At 67.6% G+C, this 25014-nt stretch carries 27 protein-coding genes; 21 read left to right on the forward strand and 6 right to left on the reverse strand.

Annotation, left to right across the window (positions count from 1 at the left end; all coding sequences use genetic code 11):
- Nucleotides 1-117: 117 nt before the first annotated feature.
- Together prfA and prmC are read left to right on the forward strand one after the other, a co-directional pair.
- Nucleotides 118-1188, forward strand: a complete 1071-nt coding sequence (gene prfA, locus LY40_RS09730) for a peptide chain release factor 1 (protein WP_183783646.1) — start codon at nucleotides 118-120, stop codon at nucleotides 1186-1188.
- Nucleotides 1189-1448: 260 nt separating this feature from the next.
- Complete coding sequence (gene prmC, locus LY40_RS09735) at nucleotides 1449-2312, forward strand: peptide chain release factor N(5)-glutamine methyltransferase (RefSeq protein ID WP_183783648.1); 864 nt, start codon at nucleotides 1449-1451, stop codon at nucleotides 2310-2312.
- A gap of 8 nt (nucleotides 2313-2320) precedes the next feature.
- On the opposite strand, the gene LY40_RS09740 is transcribed toward prmC, so the two are convergent.
- Entirely contained in the window at nucleotides 2321-2659 is a 339-nt protein-coding gene (locus tag LY40_RS09740) for a hypothetical protein (protein WP_258936602.1), read from the reverse strand.
- Between the two features lie 126 nt (nucleotides 2660-2785).
- Between LY40_RS09740 and LY40_RS09745 the strand changes: the two genes are divergently transcribed.
- The 12 genes from LY40_RS09745 to LY40_RS09800 all read left to right on the forward strand — a co-directional run bounded on the left by LY40_RS09745 (nucleotide 2786) and on the right by LY40_RS09800 (nucleotide 13328).
- Nucleotides 2786-3436: an L-threonylcarbamoyladenylate synthase gene (locus LY40_RS09745; RefSeq protein WP_258936603.1), complete on the forward strand. Its 651-nt coding sequence runs from the start codon at nucleotides 2786-2788 to the stop codon at nucleotides 3434-3436.
- 120 nt (nucleotides 3437-3556) lie between these two features.
- Complete coding sequence (locus LY40_RS09750; RefSeq protein ID WP_183783654.1) at nucleotides 3557-4720, forward strand: glycosyltransferase family 4 protein; 1164 nt, start codon at nucleotides 3557-3559, stop codon at nucleotides 4718-4720.
- A 56-nt stretch (nucleotides 4721-4776) separates the two neighbouring features.
- Nucleotides 4777-5454: a Cg1360 family ATP-synthase-associated protein gene (locus LY40_RS09755; protein ID WP_372497751.1), complete on the forward strand. Its 678-nt coding sequence runs from the start codon at nucleotides 4777-4779 to the stop codon at nucleotides 5452-5454.
- Between the two features lie 242 nt (nucleotides 5455-5696).
- The gene (gene atpB / locus LY40_RS09760) at nucleotides 5697-6479 is read left to right on the forward strand and encodes a F0F1 ATP synthase subunit A (RefSeq protein WP_183783656.1); all 783 of its coding nucleotides are present in this window, start codon (nucleotides 5697-5699) and stop codon (nucleotides 6477-6479) included.
- Between the two features lie 130 nt (nucleotides 6480-6609).
- Entirely contained in the window at nucleotides 6610-6846 is a 237-nt protein-coding gene (locus LY40_RS09765; RefSeq protein WP_308216334.1) for an ATP synthase subunit C-like protein, read from the forward strand.
- A 49-nt stretch (nucleotides 6847-6895) separates the two neighbouring features.
- Nucleotides 6896-7438: a F0F1 ATP synthase subunit B gene (locus LY40_RS09770; RefSeq protein WP_183783658.1), complete on the forward strand. Its 543-nt coding sequence runs from the start codon at nucleotides 6896-6898 to the stop codon at nucleotides 7436-7438.
- A 12-nt stretch (nucleotides 7439-7450) separates the two neighbouring features.
- Nucleotides 7451-8272 carry a F0F1 ATP synthase subunit delta gene (locus LY40_RS09775; RefSeq protein WP_183783659.1) on the forward strand — a complete coding sequence of 274 codons (822 nt, stop codon included), beginning with the start codon at nucleotides 7451-7453 and terminating at the stop codon, nucleotides 8270-8272.
- A 61-nt stretch (nucleotides 8273-8333) separates the two neighbouring features.
- Nucleotides 8334-9974 carry a F0F1 ATP synthase subunit alpha gene (gene atpA / locus LY40_RS09780; RefSeq protein WP_183783660.1) on the forward strand — a complete coding sequence of 547 codons (1641 nt, stop codon included), beginning with the start codon at nucleotides 8334-8336 and terminating at the stop codon, nucleotides 9972-9974.
- A 12-nt stretch (nucleotides 9975-9986) separates the two neighbouring features.
- Entirely contained in the window at nucleotides 9987-10937 is a 951-nt protein-coding gene (locus LY40_RS09785; protein ID WP_183783661.1) for a F0F1 ATP synthase subunit gamma, read from the forward strand.
- Nucleotides 10938-10940: 3 nt separating this feature from the next.
- Complete coding sequence (gene atpD / locus LY40_RS09790; RefSeq protein ID WP_183783662.1) at nucleotides 10941-12365, forward strand: F0F1 ATP synthase subunit beta; 1425 nt, start codon at nucleotides 10941-10943, stop codon at nucleotides 12363-12365.
- Nucleotides 12366-12500: 135 nt separating this feature from the next.
- Entirely contained in the window at nucleotides 12501-12866 is a 366-nt protein-coding gene (locus LY40_RS09795) for a F0F1 ATP synthase subunit epsilon (protein ID WP_258936604.1), read from the forward strand.
- Between the two features lie 27 nt (nucleotides 12867-12893).
- The gene (locus LY40_RS09800) at nucleotides 12894-13328 is read left to right on the forward strand and encodes a DUF2550 domain-containing protein (protein ID WP_258936605.1); all 435 of its coding nucleotides are present in this window, start codon (nucleotides 12894-12896) and stop codon (nucleotides 13326-13328) included.
- A gap of 402 nt (nucleotides 13329-13730) precedes the next feature.
- Here the strand turns inward: LY40_RS09800 and LY40_RS09805 are convergent, their stop codons facing one another.
- Nucleotides 13731-14303, reverse strand: coding sequence for a cob(I)yrinic acid a,c-diamide adenosyltransferase (locus LY40_RS09805; protein WP_183783664.1), 573 nt, complete (start codon nucleotides 14301-14303; stop codon nucleotides 13731-13733).
- A 142-nt stretch (nucleotides 14304-14445) separates the two neighbouring features.
- Between LY40_RS09805 and murA the strand changes: the two genes are divergently transcribed.
- Nucleotides 14446-15723, forward strand: coding sequence for a UDP-N-acetylglucosamine 1-carboxyvinyltransferase (gene murA, locus LY40_RS09810; protein ID WP_183783665.1), 1278 nt, complete (start codon nucleotides 14446-14448; stop codon nucleotides 15721-15723).
- Nucleotides 15724-15765: 42 nt separating this feature from the next.
- On the opposite strand, the gene LY40_RS09815 is transcribed toward murA, so the two are convergent.
- Nucleotides 15766-16389 (reverse strand): LysE family translocator, encoded by a 624-nt coding sequence (locus LY40_RS09815; protein ID WP_183783667.1) that lies wholly within the window; start codon nucleotides 16387-16389, stop codon nucleotides 15766-15768.
- 381 nt (nucleotides 16390-16770) lie between these two features.
- On the opposite strand from LY40_RS09815, the gene ehuA reads away from it, so the two are divergent.
- The gene (gene ehuA / locus LY40_RS09820; RefSeq protein ID WP_183783669.1) at nucleotides 16771-17541 is read left to right on the forward strand and encodes an ectoine/hydroxyectoine ABC transporter ATP-binding protein EhuA; all 771 of its coding nucleotides are present in this window, start codon (nucleotides 16771-16773) and stop codon (nucleotides 17539-17541) included.
- Between the two features lie 121 nt (nucleotides 17542-17662).
- Entirely contained in the window at nucleotides 17663-18436 is a 774-nt protein-coding gene (locus LY40_RS09825) for an enoyl-CoA hydratase-related protein (protein WP_183783671.1), read from the forward strand.
- Here LY40_RS09825 and LY40_RS09830 read toward each other — a convergent pair.
- Complete coding sequence (locus tag LY40_RS09830) at nucleotides 18433-18966, reverse strand: NUDIX domain-containing protein (protein ID WP_183783673.1); 534 nt, start codon at nucleotides 18964-18966, stop codon at nucleotides 18433-18435. The two genes, LY40_RS09825 and LY40_RS09830, sit on opposite strands and share 4 nt — an antisense overlap.
- Nucleotides 18967-19038: 72 nt before the next feature.
- On the opposite strand from LY40_RS09830, the gene ehuB reads away from it, so the two are divergent.
- Nucleotides 19039-19941, forward strand: a complete 903-nt coding sequence (gene ehuB, locus LY40_RS09835; RefSeq protein ID WP_183783675.1) for an ectoine/hydroxyectoine ABC transporter substrate-binding protein EhuB — start codon at nucleotides 19039-19041, stop codon at nucleotides 19939-19941.
- Between the two features lie 54 nt (nucleotides 19942-19995).
- Here the strand turns inward: ehuB and ehuD are convergent, their stop codons facing one another.
- Nucleotides 19996-20652: an ectoine/hydroxyectoine ABC transporter permease subunit EhuD gene (ehuD, locus tag LY40_RS09840; protein WP_183783677.1), complete on the reverse strand. Its 657-nt coding sequence runs from the start codon at nucleotides 20650-20652 to the stop codon at nucleotides 19996-19998.
- Nucleotides 20649-21413, reverse strand: a complete 765-nt coding sequence (locus tag LY40_RS09845; RefSeq protein ID WP_183783679.1) for an amino acid ABC transporter permease — start codon at nucleotides 21411-21413, stop codon at nucleotides 20649-20651. The genes ehuD and LY40_RS09845 overlap by 4 nt, the downstream gene beginning before the upstream one ends.
- 527 nt (nucleotides 21414-21940) lie before the next feature.
- Between LY40_RS09845 and nucS the strand changes: the two genes are divergently transcribed.
- The 3 genes from nucS to LY40_RS09860 all read left to right on the forward strand — a co-directional run bounded on the left by nucS (nucleotide 21941) and on the right by LY40_RS09860 (nucleotide 24914).
- Nucleotides 21941-22600, forward strand: a complete 660-nt coding sequence (gene nucS, locus LY40_RS09850) for an endonuclease NucS (RefSeq protein WP_258936606.1) — start codon at nucleotides 21941-21943, stop codon at nucleotides 22598-22600.
- Nucleotides 22601-22924: 324 nt separating this feature from the next.
- The gene (locus LY40_RS09855) at nucleotides 22925-24622 is read left to right on the forward strand and encodes a sodium:solute symporter family protein (protein ID WP_183783683.1); all 1698 of its coding nucleotides are present in this window, start codon (nucleotides 22925-22927) and stop codon (nucleotides 24620-24622) included.
- 10 nt (nucleotides 24623-24632) lie between these two features.
- Nucleotides 24633-24914 (forward strand): hypothetical protein, encoded by a 282-nt coding sequence (locus LY40_RS09860; protein WP_183783685.1) that lies wholly within the window; start codon nucleotides 24633-24635, stop codon nucleotides 24912-24914.
- Nucleotides 24915-25014 lie beyond the last annotated feature (100 nt).

Below are 25014 nucleotides of genomic sequence, written 5' to 3' on the forward strand. Positions count from 1 at the left end.
TCCCGGTTCCGGTAGTCCGGCGACACCAGTGGTTCGGCTCGCCGGTGTTCGGGAGTCCCGCGAGTCGCGCCGACCAGGCGGCTCGCCCGGCGAGGTGATCAACGAAGGAGCAGTGCAGTGGAATCAGCGTCCCTGAAGGGGCTGCTCGACGAGTACGCCGAGCTCGAAGAGGCGCTCGGCGATCCGGCCGTGCACGCCGACCAGGCGCGGGCACGGAAATTGGGTCGCCGTTACGCCGAGCTCTCGCCGGTGGTGAAGACGGTCCACGAGCTCGAGGGCGTGAAATCGGACCTCGCGGCGGCCAAGGAGCTCGCCTCGGACGACCCTGCATTCGCTGAGGAGGCCGAGGAGCTCGAGGAGCGCATTCCCGTGCTCGAGGCGAAGCTGACCGAACTGCTCCTGCCGCGCGATCCCCACGACGGCGCCGACGTCGTGATGGAGATCAAGTCCGGTGAAGGCGGCGAGGAGTCGGCACTGTTCGCGGGCGATCTGCTGCGCATGTACCTGCGCTATGCCGAACGGCACGGCTGGAAGGCCGAGGTGCTCGGCTCCACCGAGTCCGACCTGGGCGGCTACAAGGACGTCACGGTGTCGTTGAAGACCAAGGAGCCGGCTGCGGACGGCGTGTGGTCGCGGCTCAAATTCGAAGGTGGCGTGCACCGGGTGCAGCGGGTACCGGCGACCGAGTCGCAGGGGCGGATCCACACCTCGGCCGCGGGCGTGCTGATCTACCCCGAGCCCGAGGAGGTCGAGGTCGAGATCGACCCGAACGACCTGCGCATCGACGCCTTCCGCTCATCGGGCCCCGGCGGGCAGAGCGTGAACACGACCGACTCCGCGATCCGCGTGACGCACCTGCCGACGGGCGTCGTCGTGTCCTGCCAGAACGAGAAGTCGCAGATCCAGAACCGGGCGCGGGCGATCCAGGTGCTGCAGGCACGGCTGCAGGCGATGGCCGAGGAGGAGGCGGCAGCGAAGGCGGCCGACGCGCGCCGGTCACAGATCCGCACCGTCGACCGCTCGGAGCGGGTGCGTACCTACAATTTCCCCGAGAACCGCATCTCGGACCATCGCGTCAACTTCAAGGCCTACAACCTCGACCAGGTGCTCGAAGGAGAGCTCGACGCCGTGCTCGACGCGCTGCAGGCCGCCGACCGCGAGGAGCGGATGGCCGAGTCGCAGTCCTGACCCGCGGCGCCCGCCCGCGTGGGAGCCGCAGACAGTGAGGCGGACGCAAGCCCCTCTGCCCAGGCCGAACCTCGTGGTGAAGCGCGTCGTGCGGTCGGCGAACCCGTCCAGCGGACCGAACCGCCGAGGAAGTACCCAGCATCGTCCACCACTCCCTACCGGCACCGAGCGCGGTCCGGACCAGCTCGATGCGGCGCACCGGAGCCGCACTCGCGGGGCACGTCCCGCCCGAGGACTGACGAATATGCCAGGGTAGAAGGGTGAACAGACAGCCTCTCCGCCTGGCGATCCTGGAGGCGACGCGCATCCTCGAGCAGGCCGGTGTGGCCTCGCCGCGCAACGACGCGGAGCTCATCGCGGCTCACGTGCTGGGGATCGACCGTGGTCGACTCCCGCTGACGCCGCTGGTCGATCCGCCCGTCGTCGAGTCGATGCGCCGCGTCGTCGAACAGCGTGCCAAGCGGGTGCCGCTGCAGCACCTCACCGGATGGGCCGCTCTCGGGGACATCACCGTCGACGTCGGCGCGGGCGTGTTCGTGCCGCGCCCGGAGACCGAGCTGCTTCTCGAATGGGGACTGAAGCTGCTGAAGGGGCGTGAATACCCCGTGGTCGTAGACCTGTGCACGGGCTCGGGCGCGCTCGCGCTCGCGGTCGCCCACGCGCGCCCCGACGCGGTCGTCTACGCCGTCGACAACGACCCCACTGCGCTCGCCTGGGCGCGGCACAACGCCGACGCGCGCGCCGCCACGGGAGACACGCCCGTCCGGTTGTACTCCGGCGATGTCACCGACCCGACCGTGTTCGCCGAGCTCGACGGGCTCGTCGACCTGGTGCTGTGCAACCCGCCGTACGTTCCCGAGGGCACCGACGTGTCGCGCGAGGTCGCCGACCACGACCCGCCACAGGCCGTGTTCGCGCCGGGGGGAGGACTGGCCGTCATCCGCCACGTCGTCGGCATGGCCGCGCGACTGCTCAAACCCGGCGGCGGCGTCGCCATGGAACACGACGACACCCACGGCGGTGCCGTTCCGGAACTACTGCGCGCGCGGAAGGTGCTGTCCGACGTGGCCGATCACCAGGACCTCGCCGGCCGTGCCCGGTTCGCCACCGCGCTGCGTGGCTGACACGTGCGCTACTGCGTCAGTGCCTCGTTGAGGAACGCGAGTGCGACAGCCGAAAGTGGCAGTGCCACGAACAGATGGACCATGACCCCGGTGAGCACCGCCCTGCCCGCCGACCATCTCGTGCCGCGCCTCCCGATGAGCCACACGAGCAGGGAGACCAGGGCGTAACCGGCGAGCACGAACGGCCAGAACACGATCGTCATGAGACCGCCACTCAAGGCCGTGATGTCGACCAGCACGTGCGCCACGAGCAGCGGGAGCAGGACCAGTAGTGTCCGGCCGAACCCGGCGGGACCGTGCCAGCCCGCTACGCCCGGTTGAGCATCGGCTCCCTCGGGCGTCGTCATGGGCGTCATCGGCGTCGAGTCCACCACGGCGCACGCGGTACCGCACCCGGCGGCCCGCCGGTTCGCCGTCCGGGGCACCGACCGCCGCTGCGAGTGGCCGACCCCGGCGGGTCTAAGCTGCCGGTCATGAGCGTGGTCTACGACTGCAGCGACCCGGATTCCCGCACCGACGGACTCAAGGCCGCGGCCGCATCGGTCCGCTCGGGACGGCTCGTGGTGCTGCCCACCGACACCGTCTACGGCATCGGTGCGGACGCCTTCGACTCCGCCGCCGTGCGCGCACTTCTGCAGGCGAAACACCGGGGGCCGGACATGCCGGTCGGCGTGCTCGTCGGCTCGTGGTCCACAGTGGACGGGCTCGTGCTCGGGGTGCCGCAGCAGGCGCGCGCCCTCATCGAGGCGTTCTGGCCCGGCGACCTGTCGATCGTGCTGCCCCACGCGCCGAGCCTGAACTGGGACCTCGGCACCACCCGCGGCACGGTGATGCTCCGGATGCCGCTGCACCCGGTGGCACTCGAGCTGCTCCGCGAGGTCGGCCCGATGGCCGTCTCGAGCGCCAATGTCTCCGGCAAACCCGCCGCGGCTAACGCGCAGGAGGCCGAGGAGCAGCTCGGCGAGTCGGTGTCGGTGTACCTCGACGGCGGCCCCAGCGGCGAGCCGGTGCCGTCGACGATCGTCGACCTGACCGGTTCGGCTCCCGTGTTGCTGCGGGAAGGTGCCGTGACGGCCGACGCGGTGTCCGAGGTGCTGGGCGTCGACCTCGGCCCGCAGGAGTGACGTCGGCGGTATGGCGATAGCGTTGCCCGCCGTGACCTCCCACCGACTCGCCTGGACCCACCGGATCCCCGGGGTTCGCCGCAGGGCCGGGGCCCGGGGAATCACCGGAACGGAGCGCCCGTGACTCCCACGGCGGGTCTGCCCATTCGCGAGTACATCCTGGTCGCGCTCGTGTCCGCGGCCGTGACGTTCCTGCTCACCGCCCTCGTGCGGAAGTTCGCGATGAAGTCCGGTGCCGTAGCGGTACCGCGGCAGCGCGACGTGCACGTGGTGCCCATTCCGCGGATGGGCGGGCTCGCGATGTACTTCGGCGTCGTCGGCGGGATGGCGCTGGCACATCAGCTGCCGGTGCTGCGCCGCGCGTTCGAGTACTCCTACGACCCGTTGGCCGTCCTCATCGGCGGCGCGGTGATCGTGCTCATCGGCGCGCTCGACGACCGGTTCGAGCTCGACGCCTGGACGAAACTCGCAGGCCAGGTCATGTGTGCCGGCATCCTGGTGCTGTTCGGCCTGCAGTGGGTCTCGTTCTGGGTGCCGTGGGGCGGCGAGGGCGAAGCCCTCGGTCAGGTGCTGATCCTCGACCGCAACCAGGGCGGCCTGCTGGCGGTGCTGCTCGTCGTGGTGATGGTCAACGCGATGAACTTCGTCGACGGCCTCGACGGACTGGCGGGCGGCCTCGGGCTCATCGCCGCCGCCGCGACGTGCGCGTTCTCGCTCGGCCTGCTCGCCTCGTCCGGAGGGGACGTCGGGACGTATCCGCCCGCGCTGATCGCCGCGACGCTGGCCGGTGCCTGTCTGGGGTTCCTGCCCCACAACTTCCAGCCGGCGAAGATCTTCATGGGCGATTCGGGGTCGATGATGATCGGCCTGATGCTGGCCGCGGCCAGCACCTCGGCGTCGGGGAAGATCAACTACACCTCGTTCGACGCGACCGACGTCGTCGCCCTGCTCTCCCCGCTGTTCGTCGTGGCGGCGGTGCTGTTCCTGCCGCTGCTGGACCTCGTGATGGCCGTCGTGCGGCGCACCCGCCGGGGCGAGAGCCCGTTCGCGGCCGACAAGATGCACCTGCACCACCGGCTGCTCGAGATCGGCCACTCCCAGCGGCGTGCCGTGCTGCTGATCTACCTGTGGGCGGGGTTGCTGGCATTCGGGGCCGTCGCGGTGACGCTGTTCGACACCGGCGTGGTGTTCTGGCTGACCTGCGTCGGCCTGCTGCTCGCGGCGACCGTGTCCGGAGTCCCTAGACTGAAACGACAGCGCGAAGGCCCCTCCGCGCGGTCTTGACCGGCTTCCGGGGTGCTGCGCCCAGTCCGCCACGTCCACGATCCGAAGGCCATCCGATGAATGCCGAGACCGAGTCAGCGACCCCGGCCGAGCCCGACGCCGCGGTCCGTGCCGAGCATGCACGGTCGGTGCACCGGCTGGCCGACGCCATGCTCAGCTGGGGGCTGCGGATCTCGCTGCCGCTCAGCCTGATCACCCTGGGTGTCTCGGTGCTGGTCGCGGGCACCGCTGGGCTGGTGGGCGGTGGTTTCGGCGTCGTGCTCGGTCAGGGGTCGGCGCTGGTGACGATCACGATGATGCGCATGGCCGCGCAGCGCGGTCCGAACTCGCTGCTGGGCTTCGCGCTCGGCGGATATGCGCTGAAGATGACCGCGCTGCTGGTCGTCATGCTGCTGTTGCGCGACGTCGACGGGTTCAGCAGGCCCGCACTGGCCTTCGGCATGCTCGTGGTGGTCGTCGCGTGGGCGGCGGGGGAGGTCGTCGCCTTCCAGCGCACGAAGACACCGACGCTGGTCATCCCGCCGGCGCAGTCCGCTCCCACCGATGCCGAGTCCGAGGGTTCCGGGCCCGCCGACCCGGGCGCCGAGGTGGGCGAACCGGCCGGCCGAGGGACAGGCGATGACGACGCCGAGACGGTCGACAGCGTCCCCACCGGACGTGACGCTGCTGACATTTCCGGCACGACGGCCGCCGCGGACGTCCCAGCGCACACGCGTTCCGGGAAAGAGAACTGAATCGTTCCACGAATCCCTACGACATGGCGTAGTTCCAGGTCGGCGGCATTGCAAAACCGTAGAAGTATGCCCGTACGGCTGGGGCTGTTACGGGGCTGATAACGTCCCCGCCAAGGTTGCCCTTGCTTCACGTGAAGGGACACCCCGCATAGCACCGGATCTGCATCCGGTACGTTATGCCCAGGTTGCATCGATTCCCCCGGCGGAGTGAACGCCGGCCGGGAGAACCGGAAGGAGCCCAGTTGGGCGCGCTGGTACTAGCCGCGGGTGACGAATTCACGCCGCCGACGGCCGAGGCGTTTAATCTGCCTCCCATTTTCGGCTGGGTCACCAAACCCATGCTGTTGATTGTGCTGTCGGTCGTCCTGATCATCGGGTTCTTCCTGCTCTCCAGCAGGAAGCTGAGCGTCGTGCCTGGCAAGGGACAGTTCCTGGTCGAGTCGTTCTACGACTTCGGGCGCAACAACATTGCCCGGGAGCAGATCGGTTCGAAGGACTTCCTTCGCTTTTTACCGCTGATTCTGGGTCTGTTCAGCTTCGTCCTCGTGAACAACCTGTTCGGGATCGTTCCGATCCTGCAGTTCCCGACGATGTCGCACATCGGCTTCCCGCTCGCACTGTCGGTGCTGGTGGTCTACCCCGTGTACCACTACGCGGGCATCCGCCGGCACGGGCTCGGTGGCTACCTGAAGCACCAGCTGGTTCCGCCGGGCGCGCCGAAGGCCGTGTACATCCTGCTGACACCGATCGAGTTCTTCACGAAGTTCATCATGAACCCGCTGACGCTCGCGATTCGAGTTTTCGCGGCCATGTTCGCGGGTCATCTGCTGATCATGCTGTTCGGCATCTCAGCGGAGTTCCTGCTGCTCCACGGCGACGGCATCACGAAGATCTTCTCCGTCTTCTCGTTCGGCGGAGCGCTCGCGATTACGTTCATCGAGGTCTTGATCATGTCGATCCAGGCCTTCATCTTCGCGCTGCTGTCGGCCAACTACATCGGCGCGGCACTGGCCGACGAGCACTAGGAACAACCGCACCGACCCTCAGATCCCGGACGGCTCACGCGCGAGCGACGAGAACGTCCGTCCGAACCCACAGACAAGACATCCGTTACCGAACACGGACGAAGTTGGAAAGGGAAAACACGTGAGCTCCATTGTTCTCGCCCAGCAGGCCGCAGAGACCAGCATCAACTCGGGCCTTGCCGTCGTCGGCTACGGCCTCGGTGCCATCGGTGGTGGTATCGGTGTCGGCATGATCTTCTCCTCCGTCATCAGCGGCACCGCTCGCCAGCCGGAGGCCCAGGGCAAGCTGATGAACATCGGCTTCACCACCTTCGCCCTGGTCGAGGTTCTGGCGCTGCTGGGCTTCGTTCTCTTCTTCCTCGCCTGACGTCGGCGACCGCCGACGCCGGTAATGACAGGATGAAGTGGAGACGACGATGATTCTGGCGGCTGGAGAAGAGTACAACCCGGTGATGCCGCACGTTGCCGAGATCATCATCGGTCTGATCGCCTTCCTGCTTCTGTTGTGGGTGCTGCGCAAGTTCGTGGTGCCGCGCTTCGAGAAGCTGTACGAGGAGCGGACCGCGAAGATCGAGGGCGGCATCGAGAAGGCGGAGAAGGCTCAGGCCGAAGCCGAGCAGGCGCTGGAGCAGTACAAGGCGCAGCTGGCCGAAGCACGGTCCGAGGCCGCCAAGATCCGCGACGACGCACGGCTCGAGGCCGAGACGATCAAGGCGGAACTGCGTGCCGAAGCCGAGCAGGAAGCGAGCCGGATCGTCGCTCAGGGCGAGGCGCAGCTGCAGCAGCAGCGTGCGCAGCTCGTCGCTGAGCTGCGGGCCGACCTCGGCCGGAACTCGGTGGCGTTGGCCAGCCGGATCGTCGGTGAGTCGCTGGAGGACGAGGCCCGCAGGCGCGGCACCGTCGACCGGTTCCTCACCGAACTCGACGCCGGTGCCGACGGTGCCGGAGCCAGGAACTAGGAGTAGGCGCACATGACGCTGCATGCTGCGAGCCGGGACGCTCTTGGCTTCGCCGAGACCCGTCTCGACGAGGTGCTCGGCGATGCGGGCACGAACCCGTCCGCCGTCGGGGAAGAGCTGCTCTCCGTGGTGGAACTGCTCACCAGGGAGGTGGGGTTGCGGCGGTCCGTCGGCGACGGTTCGTCCGATCCCGAGGCCCGCAAGCGGCTCGTCAGGTCGTTGCTGCAAGGCAAGGTGTCCGAACCCGCCCTCGGCGTGCTCGACACCGTGGTGGGCAGCCGCTGGTCCAGCCCGCGTGAGCTGCTGGACGGCCTGGAGACCGTCGCCCGCAAGGCGCTGCTGATCAGCGCCGACAAGGCCGGGAAGCTCGACACGGTCGAGGTGGAACTGTTCCAGCTCGCCCGTATCGTCGAGGCGAGACCGGAACTGGAGCGGGCGCTGTCCGACCAGGTCGGGTCCGTCTCCGGACGACGGTCGCTGTTGCGCGGTCTGGTCGGCGAGAAGGTCGACGCGGTCACGCTCGTACTGGCCGAGCAGGTCGTGGCACGTCCGGGTGGACGTGGCATCGCGACCGGTATCGACGCGCTCGTCGAGCAAGCCGCGGCGTACCGCTCGAAGTCGGTCGCGTACGTCAGGAGTGCCACCGAGCTGACCGGCGGTCAGCGCGAGCAGCTGACCGCGCGGCTCGAGCAGATCTACGGGCGCAGGCTGGCCCTGCACGTCCAGGTCGACGACAAGGTGGGTGCCGGGCTCGTCATCCGCGTCGGTGACGAGGTCATCGACGGAAGCGTCGCGGGTCGCATCGAGGCGTTGCACAGGCAGCTCGCGGGCTGACGGCGCGGACGCAACACAAACTTTGCACAGTGGCAAGACACGAAGTGAGAGCGGGAACGACATGACGGAGCTGACGATCTCCTCGGATGAGATCCGCAGTGCGATCGAGAACTACGTCTCGAGTTACTCCCCGGAGGTAAGCCGGGAAGAGGTCGGCGTCGTCGTCGACACCGGTGACGGTGTCGCCCACGTCGAGGGCCTGCCGTCGACCATGGCGAACGAGCTGCTGGAGTTCCCCGGCGGCGTCTACGGCGTTGCGCAGAACCTGGAGCCGCGCGAGATCGGCGTGGTGCTCCTCGGCGACTTCGAGAAGGTCGAGGAGGGCCAGGAGGTCAAGCGCACCGGGCGGATCCTGTCGGTGCCGGTCGGTGAGAGCTTCCTCGGTCGCGTCATCGACCCGCTCGGCACGCCGATCGACGGCCTCGGTGACATCGAGTCGGACGAGCGCCGCGCGCTGGAGCTGCAGGCAGCCTCGGTGGTCGAGCGTCAGCCGGTCGACGAACCGCTGGCGACCGGTATCACCGCCATCGACGCGATGACGCCGATCGGCCGCGGCCAGCGTCAGCTGATCATCGGCGACCGCAAGACCGGTAAGACCGCGGTCTGCATCGACACGATCATCAACCAGAAGGCCAACTGGGAGAGCGGCGACCCGAACCAGCAGGTCCGCTGCATCTACGTCGCCATCGGCCAGAAGGGCTCGACGGTCGCCGCGGTGCGCAAGTCCCTCGAGGACGCGGGCGCCCTGGAGTACACGACCATCGTCGCCGCCCCGGCGTCCGACCCGGCCGGCTTCAAGTGGCTGGCACCGTACTCCGGTTCCGCGCTCGGCCAGCACTGGATGTACCAGGGCAAGCACGTCCTGATCGTCTTCGACGACCTGACCAAGCAGGCCGAGGCCTACCGAGCGATCTCGCTGCTGCTGCGTCGTCCGCCGGGCCGCGAGGCGTTCCCCGGTGACGTTTTCTACTTGCACTCGCGTCTGCTCGAGCGTTGCGCCAAGCTCTCCGACGAGCTGGGCGGCGGTTCGCTGACGGGGCTGCCGGTCATCGAGACGAAGGCCAACGACATCTCGGCCTACATTCCGACGAACGTCATCTCGATCACTGACGGGCAGTGCTTCTTCCAGTCGGACAAGTTCAACTCGGGTCAGCGTCCCGCCGTCGACACCACGACCTCGGTGTCGCGAGTCGGTGGTGACGCGCAGACCAAGGCCATGAAGAAGGTCGCCGGTACGCTGCGTATCGACCTGTCGCAGTACGAGGAGCTCAAGGCGTTCTCCGCCTTCGCCTCCGACCTCGACGCGGCCTCGAAGGCCCAGCTGGACCGCGGTGTCCGCCTGTACGAGCTGCTCAAGCAGCCGCAGTACTCGCCGGTTCCGGTCGAGCAGCAGGTCGTCACCGTGTACCTCGGCACCAACGGGCACTTCGACGATGTCCCGGTCGAGGACACCGCGCGGTTCAACAGCGAGCTGCTCGAGAACATGCGGCACAAGCACGAGGACGTCCTGGCGGAGATCCGCGAGAAGGGACAGTGGAACGACGAGCTGGCCGAGAAGGTCGCCGCCGCAGCCACGGAGTTCAAGAAGGGCTTCACCACCTCGGAGGGTAAGCAGCTCAACGAGGCCGAGGCCGACGCGATGGACGCCGAGAAGGTCGGACAGGAATCCGTGAAGGTGAACCGTCCGGCTCCGAAGAAGTAGTGGGCGGTAGCCATGGCACAGCTTCGTGAGCTCCGGTCGAAGATCCGGTCCACCAAGAACATCGGCAAGATCACCAAGGCGATGGAACTCATCGCCACCTCGCGCATCAGCAAGGCGCAGGCGAGGGTCGAGGCCGCGCGTCCGTACGCGTCGGAGATCACCGAGGTGCTCTCCGCGCTGGCGACCGCGTCGTCGAACCTCGACCACCCGCTGCTGGTCGAGCGCGAACCGGTACGTCGGGTCGCCGTGCTCGTCGTGACCAGTGACAAGGGGCTGTGCGGTGGCTACAACGCCAACGTCCTGCGGGCCACCGAGGAGCTCCTCTCGCTCCTGCGTGAACAGGGCAAGGACCCGCAGCTCTACGTCATCGGCGGCAAGGGCCTGAACTACTACACGTTCCGTGGCCGGGAGCTGGCCGGCAGCTGGACCGGGTTCTCCCAGCAGCCGCACTACGAGAACGCGGCCGAGGTCGGTGAGACCTTGGTCGATGCGTTCCTCGCCGGTGGTGACGACGAGGGCGGCACCGAGGGGCCGGACGGGGTACTGGGCGTGGACGAGCTCCACATCGTCTACACCGAGTTCCGGTCGATGCTGACGCAGACACCGGTGGCCAAGCGGATGGCGCCGCTGGAGGTCGAGTACACCGATGGTGAGGACGGTGCCGCGGAGGCAGGCGGTGGGGTCGCACCCGCGTACGACTTCGAACCGAACGCGGAGGCGCTGCTCGGCGCCCTGTTGCCGAAATACATCAACACGCGGATCTTCGCGGCGTTGCTGGAATCGGCGGCCTCCGAGCTGGCGGCTCAGCGGAACGCGATGAAGGCGGCGTCGGACAACGCCAGCGAACTCGTGGAGACCTACACCCGGCTGGCGAACCAGGCCCGCCAGGCCCAGATCACCCAGGAGATCAGCGAAATCGTCGGCGGAGTGGATGCGCTCGCCGCAGTAGGAAGTGATGACTGAGCTATGACTAGCACTGAAGCTGCCGTCAAGGGGCGCATCGTCTCGGTGACCGGTCCGGTCGTCGACGTGGAATTCCCGCGCGGCCACATCCCCGAGCTCAACAACGCGCTCAAGGTCCAGATCGAGTTCGCCGAGCTCCGCAAGACCGTGACGCTCGAGGTCGCGCAGCACCTCGGCGACAACCTGGTCCGTGCGATCTCGCTCGCGCCGCAGGACGGTCTCGTCCGCGGCGCCGAGGTCACCGACACGGGCTCGGCGATCTCCGTGCCGGTCGGCGACAAGGTCAAGGGCCACGTCTACAACGCGCTGGGCGAGTGCCTCGACGAGCCCGGCTACGGCTCCGACATGGAGCACTGGACCATCCACCGCCACCCGCCGGCGTTCGACCAGCTCGAAGGCCGCACGCAGGTGCTGCAGACCGGTCTGAAGGTCATCGACCTGCTCACCCCGTACGTGCAGGGTGGCAAGATCGGCCTGTTCGGCGGTGCCGGTGTCGGCAAGACGGTGCTGATCAAGGAGATGATCACCCGTATCGCCAAGAACTTCGGTGGTAGCTCGGTGTTCGCCGGTGTCGGTGAGCGCACGCGTGAGGGCACCGACATGTTCCTCGAGCTGAGCGAGGACGGCACCATCGACAACACGGCCCTCGTGTTCGGTCAGATGGACGAGCCGCCGGGCACCCGTATGCGGGTCGCGCTGTCCGCGCTGACGATGGCCGAGTACTTCCGCGACGTCCAGAACCAGGACGTGCTGCTGTTCATCGACAACATCTTCCGGTTCACGCAGGCGGGCCAGGAGGTCTCGACGCTGCTGGGCCGCATGCCCTCGGCGGTGGGTTACCAGCCGACGCTGGCCGACGAGATGGGTGTGCTGCAGGAGCGGATCACCTCGACCAAGGGTCGTTCGATCACCTCGATGCAGGCGGTTTACGTGCCGGCGGACGACTACACCGACCCGGCTCCGGCGGCCACGTTCGCCCACCTCGACGCCACCACCGAGCTCTCGCGTGGCGTGTTCCAGAAGGGCATCTTCCCGGCGGTCGACCCGCTGGCGTCGAGCTCCACGATTCTGGACCCGGCGATCGTCGGTGACGAGCACTACCGAGTGGCCTCCGAGGTCATCCGGATCCTGCAGAAGTACAAGGAACTGCAGGACATCATCGCGATCCTCGGTATGGACGAGCTGTCCGAGGAGGACAAGCTCACGGTGCAGCGGGCCCGCCGCATCGAGCGTTTCCTCTCGCAGAACATGCTCGTCGCCGAGGTCTTCACGGGCCAGCCCGGTTCGACCGTGCCGGTGACCGAGACCGTCGAGGCGTTCGACAAGATCGCCAAGGGCGACTTCGACCACTACCCGGAGCAGGCGTTCCTGGGCATCGGTGGCCTCGAGGACCTGGAGAAGAAGTACCACGAGCTCACCGGCAAGTGACCGGCTGACCTCGAGTGACACATGCGGCGCGACGGGGCCGGGGACTCCCGGCCCCGTCGCTTCCGTACTCACCCCCTGGCAAGGACAGCGTGGCGGTTACACTGGCGCCAGCGCTGATGAAGAAGGAGACCCCACGTGGCTGAGATGTCCGTCGAGTTGGTCGCCGTCGAACGGCGGCTGTGGTCCGGCCAGGCCTCGTTCGTCGTCGCGCAGACCACCGAAGGCGAGATCGGCATCATGCCGAGCCACGAGCCGATGCTCGGCCAACTGGTCGAGGGCGGCGTGGTCAAGGTGACGACGACAGCCGGCGAGACCGTCACGGCCGCGGTACACGGCGGCTTCCTTTCGGTGACCGCCGAGCGTGTGAGCGTCCTCGCCGAGAGCGCCGAGTTGGGCGAGGAGGTCGACGTCGAGGCCGCGCGCGCCGCGCTGACCGACGACGACGAGGTCGAACGCGAGAGAGCGACCGCGAAACTCCGCGCAGCCGGCCAGTCGGTCTGACAGGCGAGACCAGCAGGGGTGCCGGCCGTGGACGCAGCGATCGTGGTCTCCGCCCTCCTGCTGGTACTGCTCGTCTTCGCGCTCTGGTACGGCCTGCGGTGGGTCGCGATGCGCCGCCGCGGTGGCGTGAGCGTGGCGCTGCGGTGGGACCCGGACCGGGAGCGTTCCGGCTGGCACCTCGGTATCGCGAGCTATCACGGCGAGCAGTTCCTGTGGTATCGCGTGTGGAGCCTGCGTAGCGGGCCCGACCGGGTGCTGGGCCGGGAAGGGCTGGAGATCGCGGATCGGCGTGATCCCATCGGCACCGAGTCCTACGCCGTCCCGTCCGGTTCGACCGTGTTGCGCTGTCAGCCGGCACACGGTGAACCCATCGAGGTGGCGATGGGACCGGACGCGCTCACCGGCTTCCTGTCGTGGCTCGAATCGGCGCCTCCCGGCAGGCGCATACGTCGCGCCTCCTGACGAGACCTCGCGGCGCGTGTTCTGAGCCCACCCGTCGCCCGGCCACCACCCCCGACGCCGCGCTGACGCGCGACTGCGCCTCACGCGTGTCCTGCGTTCCGTAATGCGTGTTCTGCGCTCAGAACGTGGTCGACGCCCTCCTGTGGAAGCTCACTGTGCTGGCCGAAGCGGCCACCAAGGTGCCGAGCGCCGTCCAGGAACGCCACCCCGATGTCCCGTCGGCGTCGTCCCGCGGACATGCGGAAGAGGGTCGTCCAGGGGTACTGGTCGACCGATACGCAGATTCTCACTGTTGGCCGTGAACGGCTTCCTGCGCTGGTGACGGCGTTGAGACGTGCTGGCGGACGACCAGCCCTGAGCGGCGGGGACGTGCCGCTCAGGGGCCGTGCTCAGAGATCGTGCTCAGCGGCCGCCGCCGGGTTGCCACAGGACGTCGCCGTCCGGATTGGCCAACCGGGCGAGGATGAACAGCAGGTCCGACAACCGGTTCAGGTACTTCACCGCGAGGGTGTTGGTGCGCTCCGGATCGGCCTCCGCGAGCTCCCACGCCGACCGCTCCGCACGCCGGGCGACGGTGCGTGCCTGGTGCAGCAGGGCTGCTCCCGAAGTGCCACCGGGCAGGATGAACGAGGTCAGTTTGCCGAGCCGCTCGTTGAACTCGTCGCACCAGCCTTCGAGCCGCTCGATGTACGGCTCGGTCACGCGCAACGGCGGGTACTCGGGGTCGGCCACAACGGGGGAACACAGGTCCGCGCCGACGTCGAACAGGTCATTCTGCACCCCGCGGAGCACGCCGGCGACCTCGTCGGACAGTTCACCCAGGGCGATAGCGACGCCGATGACCGAGTTCGTCTCGTCGACGTCGGCGTAGGCGCCGAGGCGCGGATCGGTCTTGGCGACGCGGGAACCGTCGCCGAGAGCGGTGGTGCCGGTGTCGCCGACCTTGGTGTACACGCGGTTGATCCGGACAGACATGCGACGAGGCTACGTCAGGATCTCGTGCGCGGGGCATCGTCGGGCGGAGATCATGTGTTTCGGTCGTGGCCGAATTGTGACCACTCTTGCTGTAAGCATGCCCCTGCGCAGAGTGCGTGGTTCGGGCGGGCAAGATGTCCGCATGAGCGAGCACTTCGACGTACATGGCGGAGCGCGCCTGACCGGCGAGGTCGAGGTCGTCGGAGCCAAGAACAGCGTGCTGAAGCTGATGGCGGCGGCGTTGCTCGCCGAGGGCACGACCACGATCACGAACTGCCCGCGGATCCTCGACGTGCCGTTGATGGCCGACGTGCTGCGCAGTGTCGGCTGCCACGTGGAGATCGACGACGACGTGGTGCGCATCACCACTCCGGCGGAGTTGTCCCACGAGGCGTCCTCGGGTGCGATGAGCAAGCTGCGGGCCTCGGTCTGTGTGCTGGGCCCGCTGGTCGGCAAGCTGAAGAAGGCGGTCGTGGCACTGCCGGGCGGGGATGCGATCGGGTCGCGGCCGTTGGACATGCACCAGAACGGTCTCCGCAAGCTGGGCGCGACGAGCGCAATCGAGCACGGCTGCGTGGTCGCCCAGGCAGAGGGGCTGCACGGTGCGCAGATCTGGCTCGACTTCCCGAGCGTCGGGGCCACCGAGAACATCCTCATGGCGGCCGTCCTCGCAGAGGGCACGACGGTCATCGACAACGCGGCGCGGGAGCCGGAGATCGCCGACATCGCGGCGATGCTGGGCGAAATGGGCGCGAAGATCTCGGGTGCGGGCACGTCGACGTTGACCGTCGAGGGGGTGGCCGAGCTCAAGCCGACCGAACACCGCGTGATCGGCGACCGCATCGTAGGCGCGACCTGGGCGTTCGCAGCCGCCATGACCCGTGGCGACGTGACCGTCACCGGGGTCGACCCGCATCACCTCGAACTGGTCCTGGAGAAGCTGCGCCTGGCCGGCGCCGAGGTGACGACCTACGACGGCAAGGGTTTCCGGGTCCGGCAGCCCGAACGGCCGCAGTCGGTCGACTTCGTGACCCTGCCGTATCCCGGTTTCGCCACCGATCTGCAGCCGTTCGCGGTCGCGCTGTCGTCGGTGTCCGACGGCACGTCGATGATCACGGAGAACGTCTACGAGGCGCGATTCCGCTTCATCGAGGAGATGGTGCGGCTCGGTGCGGATGCGCGGACGGACGGGCACCACGCCGTCGTCCGCGGGGTGGAGCAGCTGTCGAGCGCGCCGGTGTGGGCCTCGGACATCCGTGCGGGTGCGGGACTCGTGCTCGCGGGCCTGTGCGCCGATGGGATCACCGAGGTGTGGGACGTGTTCCACATCGACCGCGGTTACCCGCACTTCGTGGAGAACCTCAACCGGCTCGGCGCGCGCATCGACCGGGTCGGCACGTCGGGTCCGGAAGGCGGCTGAGGACCGTCCGCGTTCGCCGCGGCGGTGTCGCAGGGCCGCTGGTCAGCCGCCAGCCGCGAGGGACACGCCGAAGCCGATGAGGGTGCCGCCCGTCGCGATGTCGAGCCCGCGGCGCACGCGGCGTCGCTGCAGCCACGCGCGGACGCGGTGCACGAACATCAGCAACAGGACCAGCCACACGGCGCCCAGGACGGCCACGGTGTACGCGAGCAGCAGCGCGTGCAGCGGTGTGCTGGTGACCGGATCGAGGAACTGCGGCAGCACCGACAGGTACAGCGCCAGCACCTTCGGGTTGGTGACGTTGGACAGGAAGCCTTCGCGCCACCGGCGGAACGCGCTGACGTCCGCGCCCTGGGCGTCCATCGTGGCGTAGTCGCCCCGCCAGGCCGACCGGAGTGCCTGGATGCCCAGGTAGCAGAGGTAGACGACACCGGCCCAGCGGATCGTGGTGAACACCGGTTGCGACTGGACGATCAGGGTGCCGAGTCCCAGTGCGACGAGCGTGCCCTGTACGAGGTTGCCCACGGCGATACCGAAGGTGGCCATCATGCCGCCCCGCAATCCGCCCGCGAACGCGTTCTTGAGCGTCACCACGGTGTCGGGGCCCGGGGCGATCACGACCAGGATGGTCAGTATCAGGTAGCTGCTGTACGCACTCCACGTCACGGCGTTCCACGGTAGGGCATGACGTGCCGGAGCCCGCCGCACAGGTGAGCGCGTACGGGCACCACACGGTGGCGGGGTCCGGCAGCGAAGCCCTCGGGCCATCTGGTCGGGCGCGGCGGCGGGGGCTTCGGCCGCAGCCGGAGCGGGACGTCCTCCCCGTGGCAACACCGCGGGGGTCCCTGCCGGGGCGCCGCAGAGCGGAACCCTCCACGATTCGTGGGCAAACGCGCAAGTATGTTGAGCCGATCATCGTTGTGGGCGTGCGGGTTCCTGCTTGTGAGTTACCCTACGGCTTGCTCGTCATGCCTTTGCTCGTCCGACTTTTGGAGCGTCGTTTTGTGCCCCCAGAGTGAGACATCGACCGGTCTTGGCTCGGATGTGATGATCAGGTTCGAGGATGTTGTCAAGAAGTTCGACGACAACGTCGTGTTGCGTGATCTGAGCTTCTCCGTGAGTCCCGGCGAGTTCGTCTCGCTGATCGGGCCCAGCGGGTCCGGAAAGACGACGATTCTGCGCTTGCTGATGACGCTGGAGCGCATCAACGGCGGCACGATCCAGGTCGGCGACGAATACCTCAGTCACATGAATCGCGGCGGCAAACTCGTCCCCGCGGACGAGAGGCACCTGCGCCAGGTCCGCAAGCGCATCGGCATGGTGTTCCAGCAGTTCAACCTGTTCCCGAACATGAAGGTGCTGCAGAACATCACCGAGGCCCCGATCAGGGTGCTCGGCAAGTCTCGCGACGAGGCCGAGCAGCGCGGCAAGGAGCTGCTGGACATGGTTGGCCTTTCCGACAAGGTCGACGAGCATCCCTCGCGGCTCTCGGGTGGGCAGCAGCAGCGCGTCGCGATCGCGCGGGCGCTGGCGATGGAGCCCGAGATCCTGCTGCTCGACGAGGTCACCTCGGCGCTGGATCCCGAGCTGGTCGCAGGTGTGCTGGCAGTGCTGCGCGAGATCGCCCGCACCACCGACATCACGTTCCTGTGCGTCACGCACGAGATGCAGTTCGCGCGCGACGTCTCCGACCGCGTGATGATGTTCGACGCCGGTCAGATCGTGGAGGATGCGGCGCCGGACAAGCTGTTCACCGACCCCGACGAGGAACGCACGAAGGCGTTCCTGCACGCCGTGATCGACAGGGAAGCGTCCTAATCCCTCACGGTTCTCGCGGAGCCGTGACGCGCTCGATGATCGAACCGTGCGCGCAGGGTGTCCCGTTCCGCCGCGAAGCTGCCGCTTCCGCGAGCCGGTGAGGCGGGGTTACGGTCGTTGCATGGGTGAGTACGAGCACGTCCTCGTCAAGCGCGACGGCGAGACCGTCACGATCACGATGAACCGCGCGAGCAGGCGCAACTCGTTGACCGAGGAGCACCTCCGGGAGCTGCTCGCCGCATTCACCGAGGTCGGCGAGTCGGACGCGACCGGGATCGTGTTGGCAGGCGCGGGCCCCGTGTTCTCGGCCGGGCACGACTTCGGCGACGTCGCGGAGCGCGACCTCGTCGGGGTACGCGAGCTCCTGCAGGTGTGCACCCGGCTGATGCACACGATGCAGTCGGTGCCACAGGTCGTCCTCGCGCGGGTGCACGGGCTTGCGACGGCGGCGGGCTGCCAGTTGGTCGCGTCGTGCGACCTGGCCGTGGCGGCCGAATCGGCCGGCTTCGCGCTGCCGGGCGGCAAGGGCGGCTGGTTCTGCCACACGCCTGCCGTGCCCGTGGCAAGGACGATCGGCCGCAAACGTCTCATGGAGATGGCGCTGACCGGCGACGTCGTGGACTCCGTGACGGCCCTGGACTGGGGCCTGGTCAACCGCGTCGTGCCGGACGCGGAGCTCGACGAGGCCGTCACCGAGCTGCTCGGCAGGGCGACTCGCGGCAGCCGGGCGGCCAAGGCGCTGGGCAAGCAGACGCTGTACTCGCAGCTCGACCGGCCCGAGGACGACGCGTACCGCATCGCCGTCGAGGTCATGGCGGCGGCGTCCCAGTTGCCGGGCGCCCGCGAGGGGATGGCCGCGTTCCTGGAGAAGCGCAAGCCCGACTGGCCGGACTAGGAGCGCTTCTCCCACAGCTGGAGCAGCGCGTACGCCGCGACGGACTGGGCGTCGGTGATCTCGCCCGCTCTCATCATGGCTTCGAACTTCGCCCGTTCGAACCACGCCGAGCGCATGTCCTGCTCCTCGTGCTCCCGTTGCGGCTCACCGTGTGTGAGGCCGGTGGCGACGAAGACCCTGCCGCGCTGGCTGGACAAGCCGGGCGCGACGTCGAGTCGCCCGATTTCGACCAGTTCGCCCGCGGCCAGTCCGGTCTCCTCGCGTAGCTCGCGCGCGGCCAGCACGGCCGGTTCGACGTCGGCCCGATCGGGCGCCGTGCCCTGCGGGAATTCCCATCGCCGGATACCGAGCGGGTAACGATACTGTTCGACGAGGTGGAACCTGCCGTCCTCGTAGGGAATGACGAGCGCGTAGTCGGGTTTGTCGACGACCCCGTACAGACCTGGGGATCCGTCGTCCCGCCGGATCGCGTCCTCCCGCACCGTCATCCAGTTGTTCGCGTATACCTGCCGCGAGTTCAGCTGTTCCATGGCGAAGATTCTGCCCGATCCACTCGTTTGGGTTAGGGTCCGATGAACCGTTGTCTTTCGAACGGAGAGATTGTGTCGGAACCGAAGATGAACCGCCTTTCCCGCCGGGCTATGTTGCGCTACTCCGCGACCGGTGTCGCCGCCGTCGGGGGCGGCTTGCTCCTCGGTGCGTGCCAGACGACCGACCCCGAGACCGGACAGTCCGACGATGCGCCGGGCCTGCAGCAGCGGGTGGACTCGGGCCAGGCGCTGCGCCTCGCGGTCGCGAACGAGCCGCCGTACACCGTGCTCGAGAAGAACGGTGAGCTCACGGGTGCCGAACCCGACGTGGCACAGGCCGTGCTCAAGCGCATGGGCATCGACAACATCAAGGGCGTGCAGGCCGACTACGACTCGATGATCCCCGGGCTCAATGCGGACCGCTGGGACATGGTGACGGCCGGGCTGTTCATGAACAAGACGCGGTGCGCGAAAGTCCAGTACTCGTCGCCGGTGCTCGTGTCGACGGAGTCGTTCGCGGTGCCGGAGGGCAATCCCAAGGGCTTGACCACGGTGGACGACCTGAAGAACAAGGACGTCACGGTCGCGGTGCTGGAAGGCAGCTTCGAATTGAAGACCGCGAAGTCGTTGGGCATCGACGAGTCCAAGCTGCCGACCTACCCGCTGGCGCCCGACGCGTTGCAGGGTATGAGGGACGGCCGGGTGGACGCGATCCTCCTGCCGACACTGTCCCTGGAGAAGCTGAAGGATCAGCAGGGCGGTTTCGAGATCACCGAGCCGCTCGAAGCGTTCCCGACCACGGGTTCCGGCGCGGCGTTCCGGCCAGGGGACAAGGAATTCTTCAACAACTACAACAGGGAGTTGGAGAAGTTCAAGGAAAGCTCGGAGTTCGAGCAGCTGATGAACAAGTGGGGATTCCCGGCCGAGGAGGCCCGTAAGGCCACCACCGAGGAACTCTGCGCCACGGAGGGTTGAGGAGAATGCGTTGAGGGGCGTGAGCGCGGTCGAGCGCTCACGCCCCTCAACGCATCAGCGTGTCTCCAGCCTGCGTTCCAAGCGACGCAGCAGTAGCGCGGTCGGGTAGCTCGCGGCCAGGAAGATCAGGCCTGCCAGCGCGAACGGCTCGACGTACTCGTAGGTGTTGGCGCCGACCTCCTGCGCCTGGTGGAGCAGTTCCGGCACCGTGATGAACGCCAGGAACGGGGTTTCCTTGAACATCGCGATCGCATAGTTGCCGAGTGAGGGCAGCACGTTGCGGATCGCTTGCGGAAGTACGACACGCTGCCAGGTCACCCGCGGCGGCAGCTGCAGCGCGACGCTCGCTTCCCACTGTCCACGCGGGACCGCATCGATGCCGGACCGGTAAACGTCCGCCATGTAGCACGCGTAGTGCACACCGAGCCCCGTCACCCCGGCCATCATCGGCGAGAGCGTTACGCCCATGCCCGGCAACGCGTAGAACAGGAAGAACAGCTGCACGAGTAGTGGTGTGCTGCGGATGAACTCGATGAACGCCGTCAGCAGCTGCGTCAACACCGGGATCCGGAGTTGACGGATCACCGCGAACAGCAGGCCGAGCACGGCGGCGACACCGATACCGAGGAGTGTGGCGACCAACGTGTACTGAACGAAGGCCAGCAGCAGGTCGGGCAGGATCTCGCCCGCGTATTCGAGGTCGAAGTTCATCGGACACCTCCCGGTCCGCCGGCCGCGGAGCTCGCATCCACGAGCTTCGCCTCCTCAGCGGGTTTCGGCTTGCGGAAGGTGAACACGCTGCGCAGACCGGCGTGCTGACCGAGTCGGGTCTTGGCGATCACCTCGGCCATATTGGACAGCAGGGTCACTGCGTACGCCAGGACGAAGTAGATCACCATCAGGGCCAGGTACATGAGCGTGGCGTCGCCACCCGCCTTACGGAAGTCCTCCGCCTTCGTCATGATGTCGGCCAGCGAGATGGCGTACAGCAGCGGCGTGCTCTTCAGCAGCTGGATGAACAGGTTGTTCATCGCCGGGATCATCAGCGGGATCGCCTGTGGCCAGATCACGCGGGTCATCCGCTGCCACGCGGACAGGTTCAGCGCGGTCGCGGCCTCCCACTGCGGTTTGGGCACGGCGTTGATGGAGCCGCGCACCACCTCGGAGCCGTAGGCGCCGTAGTTCAGGCCGAACGCGATCACACCGCATGCCAGCGGATCGAAGCGGATACCCAGCAGTGGCAGGCCGAAGAACAGGAAGAACAGCTGGATCGGCAGCGACGTGCCGCGGAAGAACTCGATCACCACGCGCGCGATGCCCCGTACCGCGATGCGGCGAGAGCGGGCCATCAGTCCCAGCACGATGGCGATCGCGATCATGAGGATCGTGCCGAGTACCGTGACCAGCAGAGTGATGCGTAAACCGGTGAGCAGGTTTCCCGTCCAGTCCCAGACAGTCGGTATATCGTTCATCAGCACCTCTCGTCGGTCTTTCGCTCGCGACGCCTGCTGCGACAGGCGGCGGCCAGCGCCGGCACCCGCATGACACTAACGGGGGAGAGGGCTTCGTGCGCCGCGACTTCCCGAATGGATCTCGGACGAATGAGCCGACCGATATAGGAATGTCATAGTCGGGTTTTCCCGTGAGCCGGCTTTTCGGAGTCGTGACCGGCGTGTCGACCGGCCGCTCGGCATGGTCGTGCGCTCGCCCGGTCGTCACGGTGTGTCCGGGGAAGGCCACGGGCCATGCCGACGTCGATGTCCGGACCACGGTAGTCCCGCGTGCAGTCCGCGGCTCCTGCGATGACCAGCGAAGACAATGCCGTTGTGGGGTGCGATGTCCGGTCCGGTCGCACCGTGCCCCTTCGCCACGGTCACCGGAGACGTCATCGGTGTGGTGCGCGCGTCGCCGTGGAAGGGCCGCCCCTCTCGGCCGACGTGGGCGATCCATCGCCGGGGCCATCGTCACGTGCCGTGGCAAGTCCCCTAATCTCTGCCGGGTGCGATTGGTCATTGCCCGGTGCCAGGTCGACTATGCCGGCCGTCTCACCGCCCACCTGCCCATGGCCACCCGGCTGCTGTTGGTCAAGTCGGACGGTTCGGTGTCGGTGCACTCCGACGACCGCGCCTACAAGCCGCTGAACTGGATGAGTCCGCCGTGTTGGCTCATCGAGGACGGCAACCTGTGGATCGTCGAGAACAAGGCCGGCGAGAAGCTGGTCATCACGATCGACCAGATCGTCGAGGAGGTATCGCACGATCTGGGTGCCGAGCCGGGCCTGCAGAAGGACGGTGTGGAGGCGCATCTGCAGGAGCTGCTGGCCGAACACATCACCACGCTCGGCGACGGCTACTCGCTCGTGCGGCGGGAGTATCCGACCGCGATCGGCCCGGTCGACATCCTCGCGCGTGACTCCGAAGGGGCCTCCGTGGCGGTGGAGATCAAGCGGCGCGGCGAGATCGACGGTGTCGAGCAGCTGACGCGGTATCTCGAACTGCTCAACCGGGACCCGTTGCTGGCGCCTGTCCAGGGTGTGTTCGCCGCGCAGCAGATCCGGCCGCAGGCGCGGACGCTGGCCGAGGACCGGGGCATCCGTTGCGTCACGCTCGACTACGACGCGCTTCGCGGCATCGAACCGGACGAGTTCCGCCTGTTCTGACGGGCGGCGCGCCGAGCAAGCCGTGCAGGCCGCTCTCGCTCCCTGGTGGGGACGTGGGCGCCGCCGTGGGTCACAGCCTGTTCCGGCCTCCTCCTGTTCGGACCTCGCCGTTGCGGCAATCGGAAGTCGCGGCCGTCGGAAGACGCGTTCTGCGGCCTGTCGGCGTCCGGTATGTACCAATTGGCGTCACTGTCCGTGTCTCGACGTGGTCGTTGCGTAATTCGCGATGTGGGATTCAGGTGAGTATCTGCGTGCGGTAATGTTCGCGCGCAGCTTGATCTGTGATCATTTCTGTTGACTACTGTTGATTCCGGAGGTGGGCCGATGACCGTCCTAGCCCAGGATCTACGGCTCGACGCGAACGCGGTCGACTACGCGTTGCTCGCGTTCTACTTCGCCCTGGTGCTCGGTATCGGTTACCTGGCGCGGAAACAGGTGTCGTCGAGTCTGGACTTCTTCCTTTCCGGCAGGTCGTTGCCCGCGTGGGTGACCGGCCTGGCGTTCGTCGCGGCCAACCTGGGTGCGATCGAAGTCATGGGCATGTCGGCGAACGGCGCTCAGTACGGCCTGCCGACCGTGCACTACTTCTGGGTCGGCGCGATCCCGGCGATGCTGTTCCTGGCCATCGTGATGATGCCGTTCTACTACGGGTCGAAGGTGCGCAGTGTCCCGGAGTTCATGCTCCGGCGATTCGGCAAGCCGGCACACCTGGTCAACGGTGTCAGCTTCGCGATGGCGCAGATCCTCATCGCAGGTGCGAACCTGTTCCTGCTTGCCAGCGTCGTGAACCTGCTGCTGGGCTGGCCGCTCTGGGTGTCGATCATCCTCGCGGCGGTCATCGTGCTCGCCTACACCGCGCTCGGTGGACTGTCGGCGGCGATCTACAACGAGGTGCTGCAGTTCTTCGTCATCGTCGCGGCCCTGCTGCCGCTGACGCTGGTCGGGCTGCACGAGGTCGGCGGCTGGGAGGGCCTCGTCGACAAGGTCGCGAACGGCCCCGGCGGCGAGGAACAGCTCAGCTCCTGGCCGGGTAACCAGCTCACCGGTTTCGGCGACAACTTCCTGTCGGTGCTCGGCCTCGTGTTCGGTCTCGGCTTCGTGCTCTCGTTCGGCTACTGGACGACGAACTTCGTCGAGGTGCAGCGCGCGATGGCCTCGAAGAGCATGTCGGCAGCCCAGCGCACGCCGATCATCGGTGCTTTCCCGAAGATGCTCGTCCCGTTCATCGTGATCATTCCGGGCATGATCGCCGGTGTCAGCGTCACCGAGCTGTCCGGCGAGAACAAGGCCGCCCTGATGGCGGGCGAGGCCGCGCCGAGCGGTGCGACCTTCAACGACGCGCTGCTGCTGCTGATGCGTGACCTGCTGCCGAACGGCATGCTCGGCATCGCGATCGCCGGTCTGCTGGCCTCGTTCATGGCCGGTATGGCGGCGAACCTGAGCGCGTTCAACACCGTCTTCACGTACGACATCTGGCAGGCCTACATCAAGAAGGACAAGCCGGATCAGTACTACCTGCGGGCGGGCCGGGTGGTCACCGCGTGCGCCACGATCCTCGCGATCGGCACGGCGTTCATCGCCTCCACCTACAGCAACCTGATGGACTACCTGCAGCAGCTGTTCTCGTTCTTCAACGCACCGCTGTTCGCGACGTTCATCCTCGGTATGTTCTGGAAGCGGATGACGCCCACCGCCGGTTGGACGGGCCTGGTCACCGGTACCGCTGCCGCGGTCGGTGTCTTCATGCTCGCCGAGACCGGAGTGTGGGACCTGCCGGGCCAGGGCGCCTCGTTCATCGGTGCCGGCGCCGCGTTCGTGGTGGACATCGTGGTCAGCGTCGTGGTCACCATGGTGACGAAGCCGAAGCCGGAGGCGCAGCTCGTGGGCCTAGTCTACTCGCTGACGCCGAAGGAGAAGCTGAAGCGTTCGACGGTGGGCGAGGACGCGGGCTGGTACCGCAACCCGGGCCTGCTGGCGGGCATCGTCCTGGTCCTCACGATCGTCCTGAACATCTTCTTCTAGGAGGCGGACAATGGGCAGCGACACGCGCAAGCGCACCGCCGGTGCGTTCGACGTCCGGCTGGTCATCGCACTGCTGACCGGTGTGTACGGGTTGGTGATCACGATCCTCGGGATCGGGTTCGTCTCCGACGAGGACCTGGCCAAGGCCGACGGCATGAACATCAACCTGCTCGCGGGCATCGGCATGCTCGTGTTCACCGGCCTGTTCCTGCTGTGGGTGAAGCTCCGTCCGCTGACGGTGCCTGTGCCCGAGGACGAGGAGAACGACTCCTCCCAGGCCGGGCAGGACTGAGAACGACCGAACACGAGAAGCAGGCCGGGCTGCCGACGCGGAATCTCGCGTGGCGCCCGGCCTGCTTCTGTCGTTAGCGTTGCCTCGAGCACGCGCCGCG

Origin of the sequence: Prauserella salsuginis (assembly GCF_024648885.1) — a bacterium.
GTDB lineage: Bacteria > Actinomycetota > Actinomycetes > Mycobacteriales > Pseudonocardiaceae > Prauserella > Prauserella salsuginis.